This window comes from Hyalangium gracile, assembly GCF_020103725.1.
In the GTDB taxonomy this organism is placed as follows: Bacteria; Myxococcota; Myxococcia; order Myxococcales; family Myxococcaceae; genus Hyalangium; species Hyalangium gracile.
In genome coordinates this window covers 303465-322026 of sequence record NZ_JAHXBG010000006.1, presented here as the reverse complement: position 1 = coordinate 322026, position 18562 = coordinate 303465, and the positions used below count along the sequence as shown (strand labels likewise).

At 68.1% G+C, this 18562-nt stretch carries 12 protein-coding genes and 1 pseudogene; 9 read left to right on the top strand and 4 right to left on the bottom strand.

Annotated elements, in window-relative coordinates:
• The first annotated feature begins 35 nt into the window (after nt 1-35).
• Nucleotides 36-2147: a M13 family metallopeptidase gene (locus KY572_RS14260; RefSeq protein WP_224243150.1), complete on the top strand. Its 2112-nt coding sequence runs from the start codon at nt 36-38 to the stop codon at nt 2145-2147.
• A gap of 169 nt (nt 2148-2316) precedes the next feature.
• On the opposite strand, the gene KY572_RS14255 is transcribed toward KY572_RS14260, so the two are convergent.
• Complete coding sequence (locus KY572_RS14255; protein WP_224243149.1) at nt 2317-3621, bottom strand: deoxyribonuclease II family protein; 1305 nt, start codon at nt 3619-3621, stop codon at nt 2317-2319.
• A gap of 383 nt (nt 3622-4004) precedes the next feature.
• On the opposite strand from KY572_RS14255, the gene KY572_RS14250 reads away from it, so the two are divergent.
• Nucleotides 4005-5861 (top strand): eCIS core domain-containing protein, encoded by a 1857-nt coding sequence (locus KY572_RS14250; protein ID WP_224243148.1) that lies wholly within the window; start codon nt 4005-4007, stop codon nt 5859-5861.
• A 613-nt stretch (nt 5862-6474) separates the two neighbouring features.
• Here KY572_RS14250 and KY572_RS47175 read toward each other — a convergent pair.
• Entirely contained in the window at nt 6475-6603 is a 129-nt protein-coding gene (locus KY572_RS47175) for a hypothetical protein (RefSeq protein ID WP_263451715.1), read from the bottom strand.
• Nucleotides 6604-6658: 55 nt separating this feature from the next.
• Nucleotides 6659-6745, bottom strand: a pseudogene (locus tag KY572_RS47170) (TetR family transcriptional regulator); the annotation flags it as partial.
• Nucleotides 6746-6916: 171 nt separating this feature from the next.
• Here KY572_RS47170 and KY572_RS14240 point away from each other — a divergent pair.
• The 5 genes from KY572_RS14240 to KY572_RS47165 all read left to right on the top strand — a co-directional run bounded on the left by KY572_RS14240 (nt 6917) and on the right by KY572_RS47165 (nt 11970).
• Complete coding sequence (locus KY572_RS14240) at nt 6917-7672, top strand: hypothetical protein (protein WP_224243147.1); 756 nt, start codon at nt 6917-6919, stop codon at nt 7670-7672.
• A 73-nt stretch (nt 7673-7745) separates the two neighbouring features.
• On the top strand, nt 7746-8993 hold the full coding sequence (locus KY572_RS14235; RefSeq protein ID WP_224243146.1) for an MFS transporter: 1248 nt from the start codon (nt 7746-7748) through the stop codon (nt 8991-8993).
• Nucleotides 8994-9147: 154 nt separating this feature from the next.
• A complete protein-coding gene (locus KY572_RS14230; protein WP_224243145.1) occupies nt 9148-9543 on the top strand; it encodes a YciI family protein in 396 nt (131 codons plus the stop codon).
• Nucleotides 9543-10802: an RNA polymerase sigma factor gene (locus KY572_RS14225; RefSeq protein WP_224243144.1), complete on the top strand. Its 1260-nt coding sequence runs from the start codon at nt 9543-9545 to the stop codon at nt 10800-10802. Before KY572_RS14230 ends, KY572_RS14225 begins: the two co-directional genes overlap by 1 nt.
• A 52-nt stretch (nt 10803-10854) precedes the next feature.
• The gene (locus KY572_RS47165) at nt 10855-11970 is read left to right on the top strand and encodes a GTP pyrophosphokinase (RefSeq protein WP_263451658.1); all 1116 of its coding nucleotides are present in this window, start codon (nt 10855-10857) and stop codon (nt 11968-11970) included.
• Nucleotides 11971-12044: 74 nt separating this feature from the next.
• Here KY572_RS47165 and cglD read toward each other — a convergent pair whose 3' ends face one another.
• Nucleotides 12045-14744 carry an adventurous gliding motility lipoprotein CglD gene (cglD, locus tag KY572_RS14215; protein WP_224243143.1) on the bottom strand — a complete coding sequence of 900 codons (2700 nt, stop codon included), beginning with the start codon at nt 14742-14744 and terminating at the stop codon, nt 12045-12047.
• Nucleotides 14745-15109: 365 nt separating this feature from the next.
• On the opposite strand from cglD, the gene KY572_RS14210 reads away from it, so the two are divergent.
• Both KY572_RS14210 and KY572_RS14205 read left to right on the top strand, forming a co-directional pair.
• The gene (locus KY572_RS14210; RefSeq protein WP_224243142.1) at nt 15110-16234 is read left to right on the top strand and encodes an alpha/beta hydrolase; all 1125 of its coding nucleotides are present in this window, start codon (nt 15110-15112) and stop codon (nt 16232-16234) included.
• Nucleotides 16235-16338: 104 nt separating this feature from the next.
• Nucleotides 16339-18558, top strand: coding sequence for a M4 family metallopeptidase (locus KY572_RS14205; RefSeq protein ID WP_224243141.1), 2220 nt, complete (start codon nt 16339-16341; stop codon nt 18556-18558).
• Nucleotides 18559-18562 lie beyond the last annotated feature (4 nt).

The window sequence follows — 18562 nt, the reverse complement described above, 5'->3', positions numbered from 1 at the left end:
GCGCCCTTTCTCAACCCCTCAGGTGGGAGACCGCTGTGACCCAGAAGAAACCGCAAGTGCTGCTGCTGTCCCTTGCCCTCTCCACGCCCCTGGCCGCGTGCTCGAAGCAGGACAAGGCCGCCCCGACCGCGGAGGCCGGGCTCGAGAAGCCCGCCGCCTCGAGCCCCGCGCTGAAGCTCGACGAGAGCCAGCTGCCCGGCGTCAACCGCTTCCAGGTCAGCGACCTGGACCCCTCCAAGGACGCGTGCACCGACTTCGCCGGCTACGTGAACGGCAAGTGGCTCGCGGCGAACAAGATCCCCGGGGACCGCACCTCGTGGGGCGCGTTCGAGATGCTCGACGAGCGCTCCATCGCCGTGCAGAAGCAGCTGGCCCAGCAGGCCGCGGCCATGACGGGCGCCACCGGCGTGGAGAAGATCGTCAGCGACCTCTACGCCACGGGCATGGATGAGGCCCGCATCAACGCCCAGGGCCTGGAGCCGCTGAAGGCCCAGCTGGACGCCATCTCCCAGCTCGGAAACAAGGAGCAGATCGCCGAATACGTGCGCACCCAGACGGCCAAGGGCGAGGGCATCCTGTTCGGCTTCGGCTCCCAGGCGGACTTCAAGGACTCCAACTTCGAGCTCGGCTACGTGATGCAGGGCGGCCTGGGCCTGCCGGATCGCGCCTACTACTTCGACGCGGACAAGAAGGACAAGCTGGCCGCCTACGAGAAGCACGTCGCCCGGGTGCTGGAGCTGTCGGGCATCCCGGCGGCGGGCGCCGCCCAGCAGGCGCGGGACGTGGTCGCCTTCGAGACGCGCCTGGCGCGGGTCTCCAAGTCCCGGGAGGAGCTGTCGCGCGACGTCTCGCTGTTCTACAACCCGGTCAGCCCGGCCGACGCGGACAAGCTGACGCCGAACTTCTCGTGGACGCGCTTCTTCGAGGCGCACGGCATGGTCCAGCCGAAGATGTTCTCGCTGGCCATCCCGGCCTTCCACCAGGAGATCAGCAAGATGCTGGCGGAGGTTCCGGCCGCGCAGTGGCAGAGCTACCTGCGCTTCCACGCCGTGGACTCGGCCTCGCCGTACCTGTCGGACCCATTCGTGCAGGAGAACTTCCTCTTCTATGGCAAGACGCTGCGGGGCCAGCAGGAGCTGAAGGAGCGCAGCAAGCGCGTGCTCGACACCATCGAGAGCGAGACGGGCGAGGCGCTGGGCCAGATGTACGTCAAGGTCGCGTTCCCGCCCGAGTCGAAGGCGCGCATGGAGACGCTGGTCAAGAACCTCCGCGAGGCCTTGAAGGCTCGCATCGAGAAGCTGACCTGGATGGGCCCGGAGACGAAGCAGCGGGCGCTGGAGAAGTGGGCCAGCTTCACGCCGAAGATCGGCTACCCGGACAAGTGGCGCGACTGGAGCGGGCTGAAGACGAGCCGTGACAGCTACCTGGGCAACGTGAAGGCGGCCCAGGAGTTCAACCACAAGTGGAGCGTGGGCAAGATTGGCAAGCCGGTCGATCGCACCGAGTGGGGCATGCCTCCGCAGATGGTGAATGCCTACTACAACCCCCTGCAGAACGAGATCGTCTTCCCGGCGGCGATCCTGCAACCGCCGTTCTTCGATCCGAACGCCGACGACGCCATGAACTACGGCGGCATCGGCTCGGTGATCGGCCACGAGATGACGCACGGCTATGACGACCAGGGCGCGCGCTTCGGGGCGAGCGGCAACTTCGAGCAGTGGTGGACGGAGGCGGACAGCAAGGCGTTCAAGGCGCTGACGGGCAAGCTGGTGGCCCAGTTCAACGCCTACGAAGTCACCCCGGGCGCCAAGGTCAACGGCAACCTCACGCTGGGCGAGAACATCGCGGACCTGGGCGGGCTGGCCACGGCCTACGACGCGCTGAAGCGGGCCACGGAGGGCCAGCCGGACCCGAAGGTGGACGGGCTGACGCGCGACCAGCGCTTCTTCCTCAACTGGGCCACGGTGTGGCGCCGCAGCTTCACGCCCGAGGAGCTGAAGGTGCGCCTGGCCACGGATCCGCACGCGCCGGCGCCCTTCCGCGCCATCGGCGCGCCGTCGAACATGCCGGCCTTCGCGGCGGCGTTCTCGTGCAAGCCGGGCCAGTCCATGGTGCGCCAGGGCGACCAGCAGGTCGTCATCTGGTAGGCGCCTTCGCGATGGAAAACCGGGGAGCGGCCGCTATGTCTCCCCGGCTCCATCGTTCCCGTCTACGGAAGCTCACCGTCCCCATGATGCGGAACATCGCCTGGCAGAGCGATGGCTCCGCCGGCCCGGTCAGGGTGCTTCATGGGTCGCGTCGCGCACCCGGAGAAGCTCACTTCTGGGGAGCGCCCTGCGCGGGGGCGGTAGCACCCTTGAGCAGCGCGCTGACACTCTCGAAGAGGGCCTTGTCGCGCACCACATAGAACAGGCCACCCCGCCCGTTCTGGCTGCTGCCGCACTTGTCGGAGAGCGCTCCCTGCTGGTTCATGTCGCCAAAGATGGCCAGCGGCTGGGCCGCGTCGAGCGAGACGCCGATCTTGGCGTGATTGTAGTTCGCCCCCATGCCACCGGTGAGTCCCAGCTCCACCTTCTCCCAGGTGCCCGTGGTGGCGATCTCGACAGGCCCGGGCGTGCCCAGCCCGGGCTGCCAGCACTCGGGCGCCCCGCCCGTGGTGGAAGGAATCTGCGGACTCGCCCACCAGGTGGCGACGCGCAGCGGGACGCCGCCGAGCGTGGCGGAGACGAGCTGCCAGGGCGGCACCTGCAGCTTGGAGGGCTTGGAAATCAAGCGGACGCCGCTGGACAGCACGTCGTTGGTGAGCGCGTTGCTGTTGGACTTCTTGCCCAGGGCCTTCACCAGCGCCTGGATGTCCGCCGGGCCGCCGTTGCGCACGAGCTGCGGGTTGCTGGGGTCGGTGACCACGCTGGCGTTCGCCAGGGCCTTCAGGAGCACCTCGAGGTCATCCTTGTCGAGCGTGAGGGCGAAGAAGTGCTGGCTGACCTCGACGTCGTCGTCCTTGATGCAGCCCAGGGTGTTTCCGTCCGTCTTCCGAGGCTGGGAGCTGTTGCCGGAGGCGGGCCAGGACGGAGTGCTGACCTGCAGCACGAAGCCCTGCCCCTGGGCGTTCCAGGCCACCATGCCCTTGGAGTGGCCCCAGGGTGAGCTGCACGAGTTCCCGCTGCAGCCCTTGATCGCCGGATCCCCATAGAACTGGTCATTCCAGAGCACGTAGAAATAGGAAGAGCCCTGGTAGACCTGGGCGAAGGTGGCGCCCAGCGGATCCGTCGTGTCGTCGCCGATGCAGTCGTTCCCCATGCGGAGGGTACCGTCACCGCTCGAGGTGAAGACGTACTGCTGGCTGAACAGCTTGTAGTCCTGCACCTGGCCGCCAAAGATGCACTGACGCTGAGCGGTGCTCGGGCACTGGGGGAAGTTGGCGGAGTTGAACTTGAACGCCACCCACCAGGGCACGGGCTTCCCGGTGTTCAGGAGCGGCGCCGGGGCCGACGCGGCCTTCTTCGCGCCCTGAGCGGATGCGGGGCCGGCGAGTGCCAGCGAGAAGATCATCAGGGCAACGGCGGCCCAGCCCACCCAACCAGATGCGACGGCTGCCAACGAAGACTCCGAGCTTCTCATGGTCCCCCTCCCAGGCATTCCCCTTCGGAATACCGATGACCACGAGCATACCCCGTGCGAGCCACCGCCGAGAGCTTCGAGAGGGCATGGCACGGCTCCTCCTGTCGGGAGCGCTCTGTGCGAACTGGTCTGCTTGTCATACCAGTTCGCCACCGGTCCGCTCACAGGGTGCCTCGCTGTCCCGCGGCTCGGCATCCAGGCGTGGCGGCTCCGAACAAATCTCGGTGTCGGTTGAGCGGGTACACCCCGGCTCCGCCAGGCCGAGCACGGGTGGGCCGCGCTCCTGTCCCTGCGCTAGAATTGCCTCGCGCAGCACGAGCCCGGCAGCAGAGGAGAGAACCATGGCTGGAGCCCGACAATCCGCTCCCCGTTCCGCGCGGTCGGTGAGCAAGTCCCGTGGGCAGGCCGAGCCTGCTTCGGCCTCCCTGCACTCGCCCACGGAGGCCACCGCTTCGGCGGAGCTGCTCGCGGACATCCGGGCCCAGGCCGAGCAAGTGGCGCGCTTCGGCCACCGCTTCGATGGAGTCCAACGCACGACGGCCGACAGGCCGCGGGAGCCCGGGCAGAAGCTGCCCCCCACGGTGCAGGCCCGGATGGAGGCCGCCTTCGGTACGAGCTTCTCGTCCGTGCGCATCCACCAGGGCCGCGAGGCCGAGACGGCCGGTGCCCTGGCCTATACCTGCGGCACGGACATCCACTTCGCTCCCGGCCTGTATCAGCCCCATAGCCAGCACGGTCAGCGGCTCCTGGGCCACGAGCTGGCCCACATCGTCCAGCAATCCCAGGGACGGGTGCGCGCGACAGGCGAGGTCGAGGGACTTCCGCTCAACGAGGACTCCAGCCTGGAGCGCGAGGCGGATGTGCTGGGGGGCCGGGCCGCTCGCGGAGAGCCCGCCCTCATGGAGGGGGCTCCGCCGGCCCACGTGGCGTCCGCGCCAGCGGCCCAGCGCGCGGTGATCCAGCGCGTCGGCGGACTGAAGATCGGCTTCAAGAAGGCTGAGGGGCTCAACCAGGAAGGCGAGCAGGCCGTCGAGGTGCTGCAGCGGTTGATCGACAACTACAAGGCGCATCTCCGCGCGCGCAAGCAGGCGGCCAAGAGAAACTATGACGACGCGGTCGCGCGCCTGCCGAGGGGAGCCACCGTCCCGGACCGTGTGCGCCAGGACTACGTCCGCGTCCTCCGCGAGGCGGAGCTCACCGAGGAGACCTTGAGAAGAGAGCTCCCCGGGTATGGGTTCACCTTCAACGGAGATGAGCTCCAGTACCAGACCGTCCCCATCGCCACGTTGCTACACGGCGATGCGCTCTACGAACTGAAGGACGCGGACGATGAAGAAGCTCTCGTGAACCCGGTCTACAGGAAACATACCCTTCGCGGCCCGAGTGACACCGAGTACATCAAGACCGACCAGGGCTATCTGCGGCGCGAGGTCAGCCGAGGCATCCTGCCCAGGGAAGCCTATGAGCTCGACAGGGGGTACAAAGACATCAAGCCCTTGATTCACGATCCGCGGGAGCGGCTCCAGGAGCACCGCGGCTACTTCTACAACGAGAGCTCCCACGAGCATGAGCCGCGGCGGGAGAGGAACCGGGAGGGGAATCATGTCGAGACCGATCTCGAATGGCTCAACAGAAGGCTGGGGACCCAACTGGACACCATCCCCGAAGAGCTGCTGCCCTTCCTGCAAGAGCGCAAGGGCGCCACCAAGCTCTTCTCCGCCACCTCGACGACGAAACAGGTCACCTCGAACCACGGTGCTGACTTCGCGAAGTTCGGCACGGTGACCATCGATCTGGCCAAGGTGCCTCGGGAGCACATCCTGCATCAGTACAACGATCCGCGCCCGGATCTCGAGAAGTGGGGACTGCAGGACTTCCAGGCCCGTTCACGGCTCCCCTATCACCGTCAGAACTTCCACTTCGAAGCCAGGGTCGCCTCGGAGACGAGCCTCCGAAACCGGGAAGTACATCTGGCCCAGTACCCAAGCTCGGCGGTGACCGACAAGCGCAACCTGGACCGCTCCTATATCGAGCATCGCCGCAGGCTGCGGGAGCGGGAGGAGAGGGAGCGAGCGCGGAGGGAGAGAGAGCGGGAGAGGAGGGAGCTGGAGAAAGCGCGAGATGAGGAGAGGGCTCGGCGGAGAGTGCGAGAGAAGGAGGCGGAGAGAGAGCGAGAGCGGCAGAGAGAGGCAAGTGACCAGGGACAGAGCTCGACCGAGCGCAAGCGCAAGCATCACTAAGCCCCCGGACATAGATGTTGTACACCTCCGGTATGGAGCCTCTGGAGGTGGACGAGGAGGAGCGTGCGCGGCTGAGGGAACTGAGCCGCGCGCCGACAGCCGGCGGGTGGGTACGTGGAGTACTGCGCGAGGAGCGAGATATCTTTAGAGTGTGGCCTCGCATGCGCTCTCGATCGAAGACCTCCTCCCCTGCCCTCCTCGTGCTGTGCTGGGGGCTGCTGGCCGCCTGTAGCGGCACCTCGACCGAGCAGGACCCGGACGCGGGAGTCGACGCAGGAATGGATGCAGGCAGGACGACCCTGCTCAGTCCCGCGCCATCCGGCGTGGGCTTCTGCTGTCCCGGGGAGCCCGCGCGTTGCAGCTGCTTCAAGAACGGTGGCTGGGTTCCCGTGGATGCTCCCTCTCGCTGCCCGACCACTTGCGATCTGGCGCCTCCCACAATCGTGCAGACCGATCCTCATGGGTGTGAGTACCAGACCGGAACGCACTACTGCTTTCCTCCGTATCCTCCGGAGGACGGGGGTCCCTGACCCCTTCCTGCTATACGCCGCGACCGTGGCGAGGGCGACGCCGATCCATTTGATGGATGCGAGTCAGGGCATCGAGCATACGGTCACTGCGCCTTGTACGGGACGGCGACATCGAGCACCCAGGTGGTGCCGAAGCGATCCTCGAGCATCCCGTAGCGCGGGGACCACGTCTGTGAGGGGCTTGAGTCCGAGGGCGGGCAACACGACGCCATCCACCATCGAGACGAGGAACGCCAGGTCGAACGGTTTACGCTGGACCAGGCTGCGGAACGCGGCCATCGCCGGGATGACCTGCGCGAGCGTGTCGATGTCCGCGGACGCAGGGATCTCGCCTCGACGGGCGGCACGTTCCATCAGCGCGCGATGGGCCTGGGCCCAAGGCTCGCTGGTCCTCGACGATCCGTCGCTGCTCGAGAGGCTCCCCACCGACCTGCCGAGCGCGCACGAGGCCCGAGAGAGACGAGGCCCGGTTGCGGTCCGGCGATCCCACGGACGCAGTCGTACCGTTCGCATAGGTTCGGGGCCATGCCACAGCACGTCCTCACCTGGCAGCGCTTCGTTCGGGACGATGACGAGAAGGGCGAGGCGGTCGTCGAGCTTGCGACCCGCGACAACCTCATCTTCGAGCGACGTGGACGCCGGGGTGACGAGCCGCGCGAGTCACGCAAGGAGCTCGCATCGGCGGCCGCGGCGGCACGGGGCATCGAGAAGCGCATCGCGACACTCCTCGCGAAGGGCTTCCTCGAGGACGGAACGGCGGCGCACCCCGAGCCGGCCGTCGACACGCGCCAGGCCGAGCGCGACGAGCTCGAGGCGGCGATGCACCAGCGCATCGCGCGATTCAACGAGGCACTGCCCGCCTTCGTCGCCGCATGGCAGCGCGAGGGGTTCGATCCCCTCCTCGACTTCATCGCCGAGGCCGCCCGGACCCGAGGTGCGAACCGGAAGCTGCCGACCGAGCTCGCGGAGCGGTGCCTGACGCTCGCGGCGGACATCTTCCACGTCCGGTTCACGCGCCTCGAGCAGGGCCCAGAAGGAGAGCACGCCCGCTCGCGCTCCATCCCCATCAAACCCATGCGCCTCGCGGCGTTCTACGTGAGCCCCTCGCGTGTGGCGGGGATCGCTCGAGCGAAGGCGCTCGGACTCCTGGGCGCGCATGATGGAGTGCCCCCGGAGCACAAGGAGGGCGGGTGGGACTTCTACGGCGTGGATGAGGAGGTCGCGCGGCAGATCGCTCGCCTCGTCGGCGCTCCAGCGAGAGCGCCTGGAGAGAGCAGCTGACCGCCCGAGAAGGCTCCGCGTTCGTGGACGCCTGGGGTACGGTGGGTCCTCACTCTCCTGAGCGTGAACATCCATGACCTCCGCTGCAAGCGCGGCCCCCTCGGGTTCGAGCGCGCTCCAAGTCCCGGGCTATCGGACCTTCCTGCTCACGTTCATGTTGGCGATGATGGCCGACAACATCGAGCACGTGATCAGCTACTGGGTCGCGTTCCAGAAGTTCCACTCGGCGGCGCTGGGTGGCTTCGCGGTGGTGTCCCACTGGCTGCCGTTCCTGGTGTTCTCGGTGCCGGTGGGCGCGCTCAATGACCGGTTCGACTCCAGGCGCCTCATCCAGGCCGGGATGGTGCTCTTCATCATCGCCTCGGTGGGCTGGGGGTACTTCTTCGTCACGGACTCGCTACAGGTGTGGCACGCGATGGTCCTGCTGACGATTCACGGCTGCGCCGGCGTCCTGTGGAGCACCTCCAGCCAGATGTTGCTCTACGACATCGTGGGGCCCGGCTCCCTGGCGAGCGCGGTCCGCCTGAACGCCACGGCCCGGTATCTCGGAATCCTGGTGGGTCCCGGCGTGGGCAGCATCATCATGCGGACGCTCGGGCCCACCTGGGGCATCTTCGTCAACACGGTGTTCTATCTGCCCCTGCTGCTCTGGCTGGTGCGCGCGCCCTATGGCCGGCACTTCCGCGGGGTGACGCCAGGCCCCAAGCGCCCTGTCCGAGGCCTGGCCGACATCATCCAGACGCTGCGTGACGTACGCGAGCTGCCCGTGGTCGCGGGCATGGTGATGCTCGCGGGGGCGGCGTCCTTCTTCATCGGCAACAGCTACCACGCGCAGATGCCGGGCTTCGCCCATGACCTGGGCCATGGAGACCCGGGCCTGACCTACACGCTCCTGCTGGGAGCGGACGCGGCCGGCGCCCTGCTCGCGGGCATCCTGCTCGAGACGAACAGGGGCTGGCTGCGGACGACGCCCGCTTCCGCGCTGAGGCTGGCCTTGCTGTGGGGCGGCGCGCTCTTCACGTTCTCGCTGATGCGCGCGTACCCGGTGGCCATCCTCGTGCTCTTCCTGGCCGGCTTCGTCGAGCTCTCCTTCAGCAGCATGACGCAGGCGCTCGTGCAGCTGAACGCGCCGGACACCATCCGTGGCCGCGTGCTGGGGCTCTTCAGCATGTCGGCCTCCGGCCTGCGGGCCTTCAGCGGAGTGACCGTCGGGCTCCTGGGGAGCATCACCAACATCCACATGTCGCTCGCGGTGTCCGCACTGGCCTTCATGATGGTAGCCGGCCTGCTGCTGCTCCGTCGGCGCAAGCAGGCCGCATAGCCAGCCCCTCAATCCCCAATCCTTTCAAGGACTTGCGGCGCCCGAGAAAAAATATCGAAAGAGAGGCGCCACCGATGTCGAGAACCGATTTTCGGCTCCGACTCCCCGGTGAACGCGCGCTCCATGGAGGGGCGCTCATAAAAAGGAGTCGACCATGAAGTACATGCTGATGATGAACACCCCGGGTGGAGGTCCCTACCAGGTCGCCCGGTGGCCGGAGCAGGACCTCAAGGCGCATATCGCCTTCATGAAGAACTTCGCGCAGAAGCTCGGCCAGTCGGGAGAGCTGGTGGCGGCCGAGGGGTTGGCCGGCCCCGACCAGGCGAAGCGCGTGCGCGCCGGCAAGGACGGCAAGCCCATCACCGACGGCGTGTTCCCCGAGTCGAAGGAGTTCCTCGCCGGGTTCTGGATCGTGGATGTCGACAGCCCCGAGCGCGCCTATGAGATCGCCGCGCAGGCCTCCGCCGCGCCTGGCCCTGGTGGCGTGCCCCTCAACCTGGAGATCGAGGTGCGGCAGGTGATGAGCGCGCCCCCTGTCGACGTGCCCTGATGCTCCCGTCCCTGGACCCTCGCACCCAGCACCTGTTGCGCGAGCTCGCGCCGCGGGTGCTGGGCGTCGTCATGCGGCGGTTCCGCGACTTCCCGGCCGCGGAGGACGCGGTCCAGGAGGCCCTCATCGCGGCGGCGGCGCAGTGGGTGCGGGATGGCGTTCCCGAGAACCCGCGCGCCTGGCTGATCCACGTCGCCTCGCGCCGCATCACCGATCATGTCCGCGCGGAGGCTGCCCGCCGCCACCGCGAGGAGCTCGTGGTCAGCCTGGTGCCACCGGAGGACCAGATCGCCCTCGCCGCGGACGAGGCGGGCTTCGCGGAGCGGGACGACACCCTGGACCTGCTCTTCATGTGCTGCCACCCGGTGCTCTCGCCCTCGTCGGCGATCGCGCTCACGCTGCGCGCCGTGGGAGGCCTGACGACCTTCGAGATCGCCAAGGCGTTCCTGGTGCCGGAGGCGACCATGGCGCAGCGGATCAGCCGGGCGAAGCAGAGCATCAAGGCCTCGGGGGTGCCCTTCCAGGCGCCCACGGCCGAGGAGCGCGCCGAGCGCCTCGGGTCCGTGATGCACGTGCTGTATCTGATCTTCAGCGAGGGATACACGGCCACGTCGGGCCCGGAGCTCCAGCGCAGCGACCTCTCGGGCGAGGCCCTCCGGCTCACGCGCATGCTCCATCGCCTCGTGCCAGACGACTGCGAGGTGGCGGGGCTCCTCGCGCTCATGCTCCTGACCGACGCGCGACGGGTGGCGCGGACCGGCCCCTCCGGAGAGCTCATTCCGCTCGATCAGCAGGACCGCTCCTTGTGGGACCGGAGCGAGATCGACGAGGGCGTGGCGCTGCTCACCGCGACGCTGCCGAAGGGCAATGTCGGCCCATATCAACTGCAGGCGGCGATCGCGGCGGTGCACGACGAGGCGGCGAGCACCGAGGAGACGGACTGGCCGCAGATCCTCGGGCTGTACAGCCTCCTGCAGCGCATGTCCGACAACCCGATGGTGACGCTCAACCACGCGATCGCCACGGCCATGGTTCAAGGCCCGGCCGCGGGGCTCGAGCTCCTGGACGCGCTCGATAAAGACCCGCGCATGGACGGGCACCATCGCCTCGACGCGGTCCGCGCGCATCTGCTGGAGCGGGCGGGCGACCGCGAGGGCGCCATCGAGCACTACCAACGCGCGGCGGCTCGCACGACGAGCGTGTCCGAGCGGAACTACCTCCTGACGCACGCGGCCCGGCTGCGCGAGACGCCGAAGTGAGGCCCCGGGCCTGGTTCCATGACGCCTGCGCTCATGGCAAGAAGGGGGGAGCATGCTCAAGCAGGACCTGCTGGACGCCTATGTGAGCCGTCACCCGACCTTCGAGGCCATGGGCCGGGCGCTGCACACCCATCTCCAGGGAGTGCTCGAGCGGGGCGGCGTGAACGTCCATGGCGTCAGCCACCGGGTGAAGGCGCCCGCCAGCCTGGCCCGGAAGCTGGCCCGGCCCGACAAGATCTACCAGCGCCTGGATGACCTCACCGACCTGGTGGGGCTGCGGATCATCACCTTCTTCGAGGACTCCATCGAGCAAGTGGCCCGGCTCATCGAGGAGCACTTCCGCGTCGACATCGACCGCTCGGTGGACAAGCGGCTGCGCCAGGATCCGAACAGCTTCGGCTACCGCTCGCTGCACTACATCTGCCATCCGCCCAAGGAGCTGGTCGAGCAGCACCCCGAGTGGGACTGGCCCTTCGAGATCCAGATCCGCACCATCCTCCAGCACGCCTGGGCCGAGATCGAGCATGACCTCGGCTACAAGTCGCCGGAGTCCGTCCCGCTGCCCATCCGGCGTCGGTTCTCGCGCCTGGCGGGGCTGCTGGAGATCGCCGACAGCGAGTTCGTCGAGCTGAGGCGCTTCATGGAGGACTACGCCCGCAACGTGCGCCAGCCGGTGCAGCTGGAGCGAGACACGCTGGAGCTGGACACGGTGTCCCTGCAGTCGCTGGCGGAGTCAGGCCCGGTGGCGGAGCTGGACCTGGTGCTGGCGAACCGGCTGGGCCGGCCGGTGGGCTCCGCGCACTTCTTCCCGGAGTACGTGATTCGGATGCTGCGCGCGGTGCAGCTGGACCGGCCGGCACGCATCCTCCAGCGGCTGGAGACGTTCAGCCCGCGGCTGCTCACCTTCGCCGAGCGCTACTTCCGCTTCACCACCGAGGCCTGGGGCTTCAGCGGCGAGCACCTCGACAGCGTGCAGCGGGGCTACAGCCTGGTGCTCCTGTCCCACTGGCAGGCGCTCTTCGAGGCGGAGCTGGAGCTGCACCGGGTAGAGCGGATGAAGGGCTTCTACCAGCAGCTCGACTACCCGGATGACGAGGCGGAGGCGCGCCGCATCGCCCGGCTCTTCGTCAAGTGCTTCGCCGACTGGCGAGGCCACTCCCCCACGTAGCGAGGGGGAGCAGCCTCCGCCGGGCTCCGGCACGCGGGTGGCGCCCCGGGAGTGGCCCCGGAGCGCCAGGGCCGCTAGCCGATGATGACCTCACACGAGCAGGTGGTCATGTCGCACTGCGTGCCGCCGCCGCAGGTATCACCGCAGCGCGGCTTGCAGACACACTGGTTGCCCGCCTCATTGCAGCCCAGCGTCGGGCCGGTGCAGTGGTCGGGCTCGGTGGGGCTGTAGTTCGGGTCGTCCTCGCACGGCACGCCGCCGTTGGGATCGCTCACCGAGTTGATCCAGTACTGGTACGACACCGCGGCCTGGGACGTCTGGCTCGCCGGGCGGCACGCGCCGAAGAGCGAGATGGTGCGGGCGCGGCCGTCGAAGTCGAAGCCGTTGACGGTGCTGCGCGGGATGTTGTCCTTCGTGCAGGCCGCCGCGTCACGCACGTTGTCCACGGCCACCTTGATCGAGGCGCCAATCGGCGGCTTGAGCGTCTTGTAGCCCGCGTTGCCGATGGCGTTGGAGATGATCGCGTTCATCGACGCAGTGATGGAGTTCTGGTCGAGGATGGAGCCGAGCACGCCACCCGAGGCGTTGACCACCGTCACGTGACGCTGCGTCCCGTTGGCCGGCTGCGGGTTGAACTCGCGCGTGTTGTTGGTCAAGGTACACGGCGACGTGGTGCAGCCGCAGGCGCTCCCGGCCGGGCACACGATGCCGTGCACGGTGATGAGCTTCTGCGTGCTGTTGGTCGGAGGCGTCGTGGACCCGACGCGGCCGAAGAAGTTGACGAAGTTCTGGACGTTCTCGCAGCCAGTCCCTTCCCTGTCGACGTTGCCCGCGCAGTTCTGCGAACCGGAGGTCTCACCGCTGGTCTGGTCATCCGCATCCGCGAGGATGACAACCACGAGGCTGGCGTCAGTGCGTGCCTTGTCGGGCACCTCGACACCCGCTGGGGCCCCCTGAGTGAAGTCCTTGATGGCCTTGCGGGCCGCGCCCAGCACACCCTCCGTGCCGCTGCCGTCGATCCCGATGTAGCACCCGCCATTCACGCCCTGAGAGGTACCCCCAGGGCAGGTGGGAGCCGGATTGTTGGGCACCACGCTGCAGACACCGCTGCTACACGTGCTGCCCGGCGTGAGCCATGCCTTCACCTTGTTCAGGTTGCTGGTGAAATGCCGCAGGGCACCCGAGTTGTTGCCAGCCGTGTAGTGGTAGGTGGAGGTGACCATCGCCATGCGCCAGTCCAACGACGAGGCGCTGAGCGCCGCCACGGCGGCATCGGCGGCGATACCCAGCGCGGCCTGAGAGCTCTCCATCGAGCCGCTGTCATCCACCACGAAGAGGAAGTCCACCTTCGACGTGGCGAGCTGGAAGCGCTCGCACTGGACGGCCGTGGGCTCACCGAACTGGGCCAGCGCGGAGCCATCCGACAGATCCTTGGCGGAGAAGACCGCCACGGGGTTGGTGGTCGTCAGCTGCGTCAGCGCGATGAGCACCACCACGCTCTGGGCCGAGCGGTGGACGAAGAGCGACTGCAGGCGGAAGTTGCCCGTGACGCCCGCCGTGCCGTTCAGGCGACCCGTGCTGCCGGGCAGCAGTGCCCCCACGAGGTCATTGGTGCGAGTCTTCAGGTCCACGCCCGTGCCGGCCTGGTCATAGAAGGCCTGCAAGGCATCGTTGTCATCCCAGGTCCGGAACCGCTGGGCGGTGCGGTTGCTGAGCGCGCCCCTGCCCGCGATGGCAGGCCGCAGCTCCGCCTCGTCACTGAGCGCATCGGTGGCAGCCGCGGGCGCCGGACGGCGGAAGGCAAGGAAGGCAACCTTGTTGGTGCTGTCGTAGCCGACCAGGCCCCGCGCCTCGCTGCCCACCATGATCGGGGTCACGTCCGCGTCGGCGAAGGTCGGCGGCAGCGCGATCTTGATGTCCGCGCCGCTCTCCGACTTGAACGAGACGGGGCGCAGGTTGTTCGCGGTGCACACCTGACCCACCGGGCCCGACGCATCACCGCTGTCCTCGGGATTCAGCTCGCCGCTGTCGACAGTGCCATTCTGGTTGGTGTCCTCGGCGCCGTCACTCACGCCGTCCCCATCGGAGTCCGCGTTGTCCGCGTCCGTGGTCGTGTTCGGATTGGCGTCCGGCTTGAAGCCAGTGCAGGTGGACGGATCGGGGTTGACGGTGACGCCCAGCTCGATGCCGTCCAGGAGGCCATCGCCATCCGTGTCCGACTTGCGCGGGTCGGTCTCTCCGCTGTCCTTGGTGCCGTTGGCGTTCTGGTCCTCGCCCTTGAAGCCGCCCGCAGTGGGCCCGTCGATGAGGCCGTCGCAGTCCGTGTCCTTCAGCAGCGGGTGCGTCTCGTCACTGTCCGCCTTGCCGTTCGTGTTCTTGTCCTCCACGCCGTCCAGCAGGCCGTCGCCATCCGTGTCCTTGAGGTTCGGGTCCGTCTTCAGCACGGCGCTCGCGTCCTTCGGCAGCTCGCAGCTCGTGCCGGAGACCGGAGTGTCGACGCCGACCTCGAGCCCATCCGGCAGGCCATCCTGATCCGTGTCCTTCAAGCCAGGGTGGGTCTTGCCGTTGGGCCGGTCCGTCTCGAACTCGACCTTGTCACTCAGACCGTCGCAGTCCGTGTCCTTGGTGTAGTTGTTCGGATCATTGGGATCCGTGGGCAGCGGCGTCGGTCCCGAATCAGGGGGATCGTCGGGCTCGGAATCACCAGGGCACGCGATCGCGGTCACCAGGACCGATGCGAGCAGTGCGGCGTGAAGCAGTCGTTGCATCTTCATATTGGGGGGGTCCTCCACTGCAGAGGTGCTCGCGCTCGGAGCCAGCCCTCCGACGCGCAGAGGGCTCGAACATACGCTCCAGAGATCTTGCTGCAATGTGCACCTTGGGGTGTTTCATTGACGTCAAGGTTTTACGGTTGGATCCAATCGATCCTTCCATCACGAGCGAGAAATTCCGCGCGTCGCGTTGCCTCACCCGAGCAGCCGGGCGAGCCCTGCGCGCGTGGTGTCTGCTGGTGAGCACTGAGAGTGGAGCGCTGATCACTCTCGCCGTTCGAGGCTCGTCGACGGCCACTCGCTGTCTGTTTCGAGCCGCTCGGGCCACTGCGCCCCGATGTGTCCAGAGAGCATTGCAGGATGGACGCATGAACGGCACTTCCTCTCGAGTGGCATTCAGGAGCGCGTTTCTCCTGGGCCTCGTCGTCGGTCCCATCACCCTCCTCCTGCTCGTGGCGGCGATCGACCTCGGAGCTTCGGTGTCGGGCTGGGGCTACGTCGTGGGCGCGTGCTTCACCTCGGCCGGGCTGCTCTCGATGCCCTGGCGCCGGCGGCGAGGACTGACGCGCGTGGGCCTGAGCCTCCTGCTCCTCGTCGCGAGCGCCCGGCTGCTCTTCGCCAGCGGCCATGGCATGGACACCCTCCACTTGCCGGGCGAGGGCCAGCGGCTCGTCAACCGCCTCGTCTCGGAGCGGGATGGAACGCTGGTCGCGGCGCACCTGCTCGTCCTCAGTGGCCAGCTTCCCCGCTCGGACTCGCGCGACTTCCTCCCCGCGCTCCAAGACGGCTTCGATCGGGTGGACGCGGCGGAGGGCGCCTTCGCCACTCCCGCCGTCGCGACGTGGCTCGGGCTCCAGTCGTCCGAGTCCTTCGACGCCATCGTCATTCCACCGGAGGACGACAAGGCCACCGACGTCGCCTTCGTGGCGCTCCATGGCTACGCGGGCAACTTCGCCGTGTACTGCTGGCAGTTCGCGCGCGCCGCCCGCGCCATCTCCGCTGTCACCGTCTGCCCCTCCGTGGGGCCCAAGGGCGATTGGTGGTCACGGCAAGGTGAGGAGACCCTGGAGCGCACCCTCGAGTGGCTCGCTGAGCGAGGCATCCGCAGGGTGTACCTCGCGGGCCTCTCCAACGGCGGCGTGGGCGCGAGCGTGCTCGCGAAGCGAGTGTCCCACCCGGAGCTCGAGCTCCGAGGACTCGTGCTCGTCTCCGGCACCTCTCCGCGAGCATCGCCGCCACGCATCCCCATGCTCCTCGTCCAGGGCCGGCGGGACTCGATGATGCCCGCGCACCTGATGCGGGCCTACGCGCGGCAGGCGGGCTCGCTCGCCACCTACTTCGAGGTCAACAGCGGACACTTCGCATTCCTCGATCGCTACAAGGAATCCGAGCAGGCCATCGCCTCGTGGCTCCTCGAGAGAGAGCGAGTGGCACGAGCCCCCAGAGCCGCCGTCACGGGCTCACCCAAAACCACTACCCCTCGTTCTCTCTAGGTTTCGCTGCCACGCCAACGAAATCTGGAATTACAGGTTTATCGATTGCCCGGGGTTTTACAGGCATGCAAAGAACACCCTCCCTTCTTCACGGAGAGTGAGCAGTGAGCAATCGGCTCTTGAAGACGTTCGGCGCGGCCTGGCTCGGAGCGAGCCTGGTGGCCTGTGGTGCCCTGCAGGAGGAGACACCGGCTCCAGCGCTCCCGGCCAAGGACGCGGACATCCAGGCCGCGCTGGCCCAGCTCGATCAGGCCCGTGTGGTGGCCAACACGAGCGAGGGCGTGCCCTTCTCCATCCAGGGCCGGCTCGGCCAGGCGCAACGGTTCTCCGCGCAGGGTGCTCGCGAGAACGGGGACGCGGTCCGGGGAGCGCTGAACAGCATCGCTCCCGCCTTCCGGCTCGACGGCAATGACCTGGTGCTCCGGAAGTCCTCCGTGGATGCCCAGGGCCACCGGCACCTGCGCTTCCAGCAGACGCTCAACGGCCTCAAGGTGGTGGGCGCCGAGCTCGTCCTGCACGTGGATCCGGAGGGCCTCATCTACGCGGCCAACGGCTCGGCCCACGGTGCCGAGGACGTGCCGGCCCAGGCGAAGCTGGCTCCCGAGGCCGCGCTGAAGGCCGCCGAGGCCGGCGCGAAGGCACTCCGCGCCACCGCCGAGGGTGCTCCGAGCCTGGTCTACCTGCGCCCCGACGGCAGCGGCGAGCTGCGGCTGGCCTGGCAGGTGCGCGTGAAGGGCGAGCGCGACGGCATGCCGTCCGATGACTTCCTCTACGTGGACGCGCAGCGCGGCGGCGTCCTCGCGCTGCATCCGCAGATCCACTCGGCGCGCAACCGCAAGGTGTACTCGGCCAACAACGGCAGCTCCACGCCGGGCACGCTCAAGCGCTCCGAGGGCCAAGCGCCGGTGGGCGACGCCCACGTGGACATGAACTACGACATGCTGGGCGTCACCTACGACTGCTACAGCACGCTGTTCGGCCGCGACTCGTACGACAACGCGGGCGCGACGCTGATCAGCACCGTGCACTACGGCACCAACTACGTGAACGCCTACTGGGACGGCACGCAGATGGTGTACGGCGACGGCGACGGCGTGGACTCCATCGAGCTGGGCAAGGACCTGGACGTGACGGTCCACGAGCTGAGCCACGCGGTGACGGACTCCGAGTCGGACCTCATCTACTCGGGTGAGTCCGGCGGCCTCAACGAGAGCTACTCGGACATCTTCGCCGGCGTGTGCGAGAGCTGGTCGCGCGGCTGGGCGGTGGACGCGGACATCTTCAAGGTCGGCGAGGACATCTGGACGCCGGGCACGGCCGGGGACGCGCTGCGCTACATGGACGATCCGGCCAAGGACGGCGTCTCGCTGGACTTCTACGGGGACTACGCCGGCCAGGACGTGCACTACAGCTCGGGCATCAGCAACCTGGTGTTCGCGCTGCTCTCCAAGGGCGGCACGCACCCGCGCGGCAAGACGAGCGTCAGCGTGGCGGCCATCGGCCCGGAGAAGGCCGGCCGCATCTTCTACAAGGCCAACACGGACTACTTCACCGCGAGCACCACCTTCGAGCAGGCCAAGGCGTACACGGTGCAGGCCGCGCAGGCGCTGGGCTACGACGCGGCGACGGTGCAGGCGGTGACGGACGCGTGGCTGGCGGTGGGCGTGCCTCCTCCGCCTCCCGTGACGACGCCGCTGAGCAACGGCGCGCCGGTGAGCAACCTCTCGGGCAGCTCCGGCAGCAAGAAGTACTACACGCTCGAGGTGCCCGCCGGGCAGTCCAGCCTCGCGTTCACCACCAGCGGTGGCTCGGGTGACGCGGACCTGTACGTGCGCTTCGGCGCGGTGCCGACCGCCAGCGCCTACGACTGCCGTCCGTACTCGAGCGGCAACGCGGAGACGTGCTCCTTCAGCAACCCGGCGGCGGGCACCTGGTACGTGATGCTGCACGGCTACAGCTCGTACTCGGGCCTGACGCTCACGGGCACCTACGGCGGTGGGGGCGGCGGCACGGGCACGCCGACGACCGACACGGCCAGCGGCTCGGTGAGCAAGAACACGCAGAAGAACCACGGGCCGTACAGCGTGGTGGCCGGCACCCAGTTCAAGGTGGTGATGACGGGCACCCGGAACCCGGACCTGTACGTGCGCTTCGGCTCGGCGCCTACCACCACGGCCTTCGACTGCCGCCCGAACCTGTCGGGCGCCTCCGAGACGTGCACCCTGACCGTGCCCTCGGGCCAGAGCTCCGCGTACATCATGGTCCGCGGCGCGGGCTCCGGCACCGCTACCTACAGCCTGACCATCAACTACACGCGGCCGTAACCGC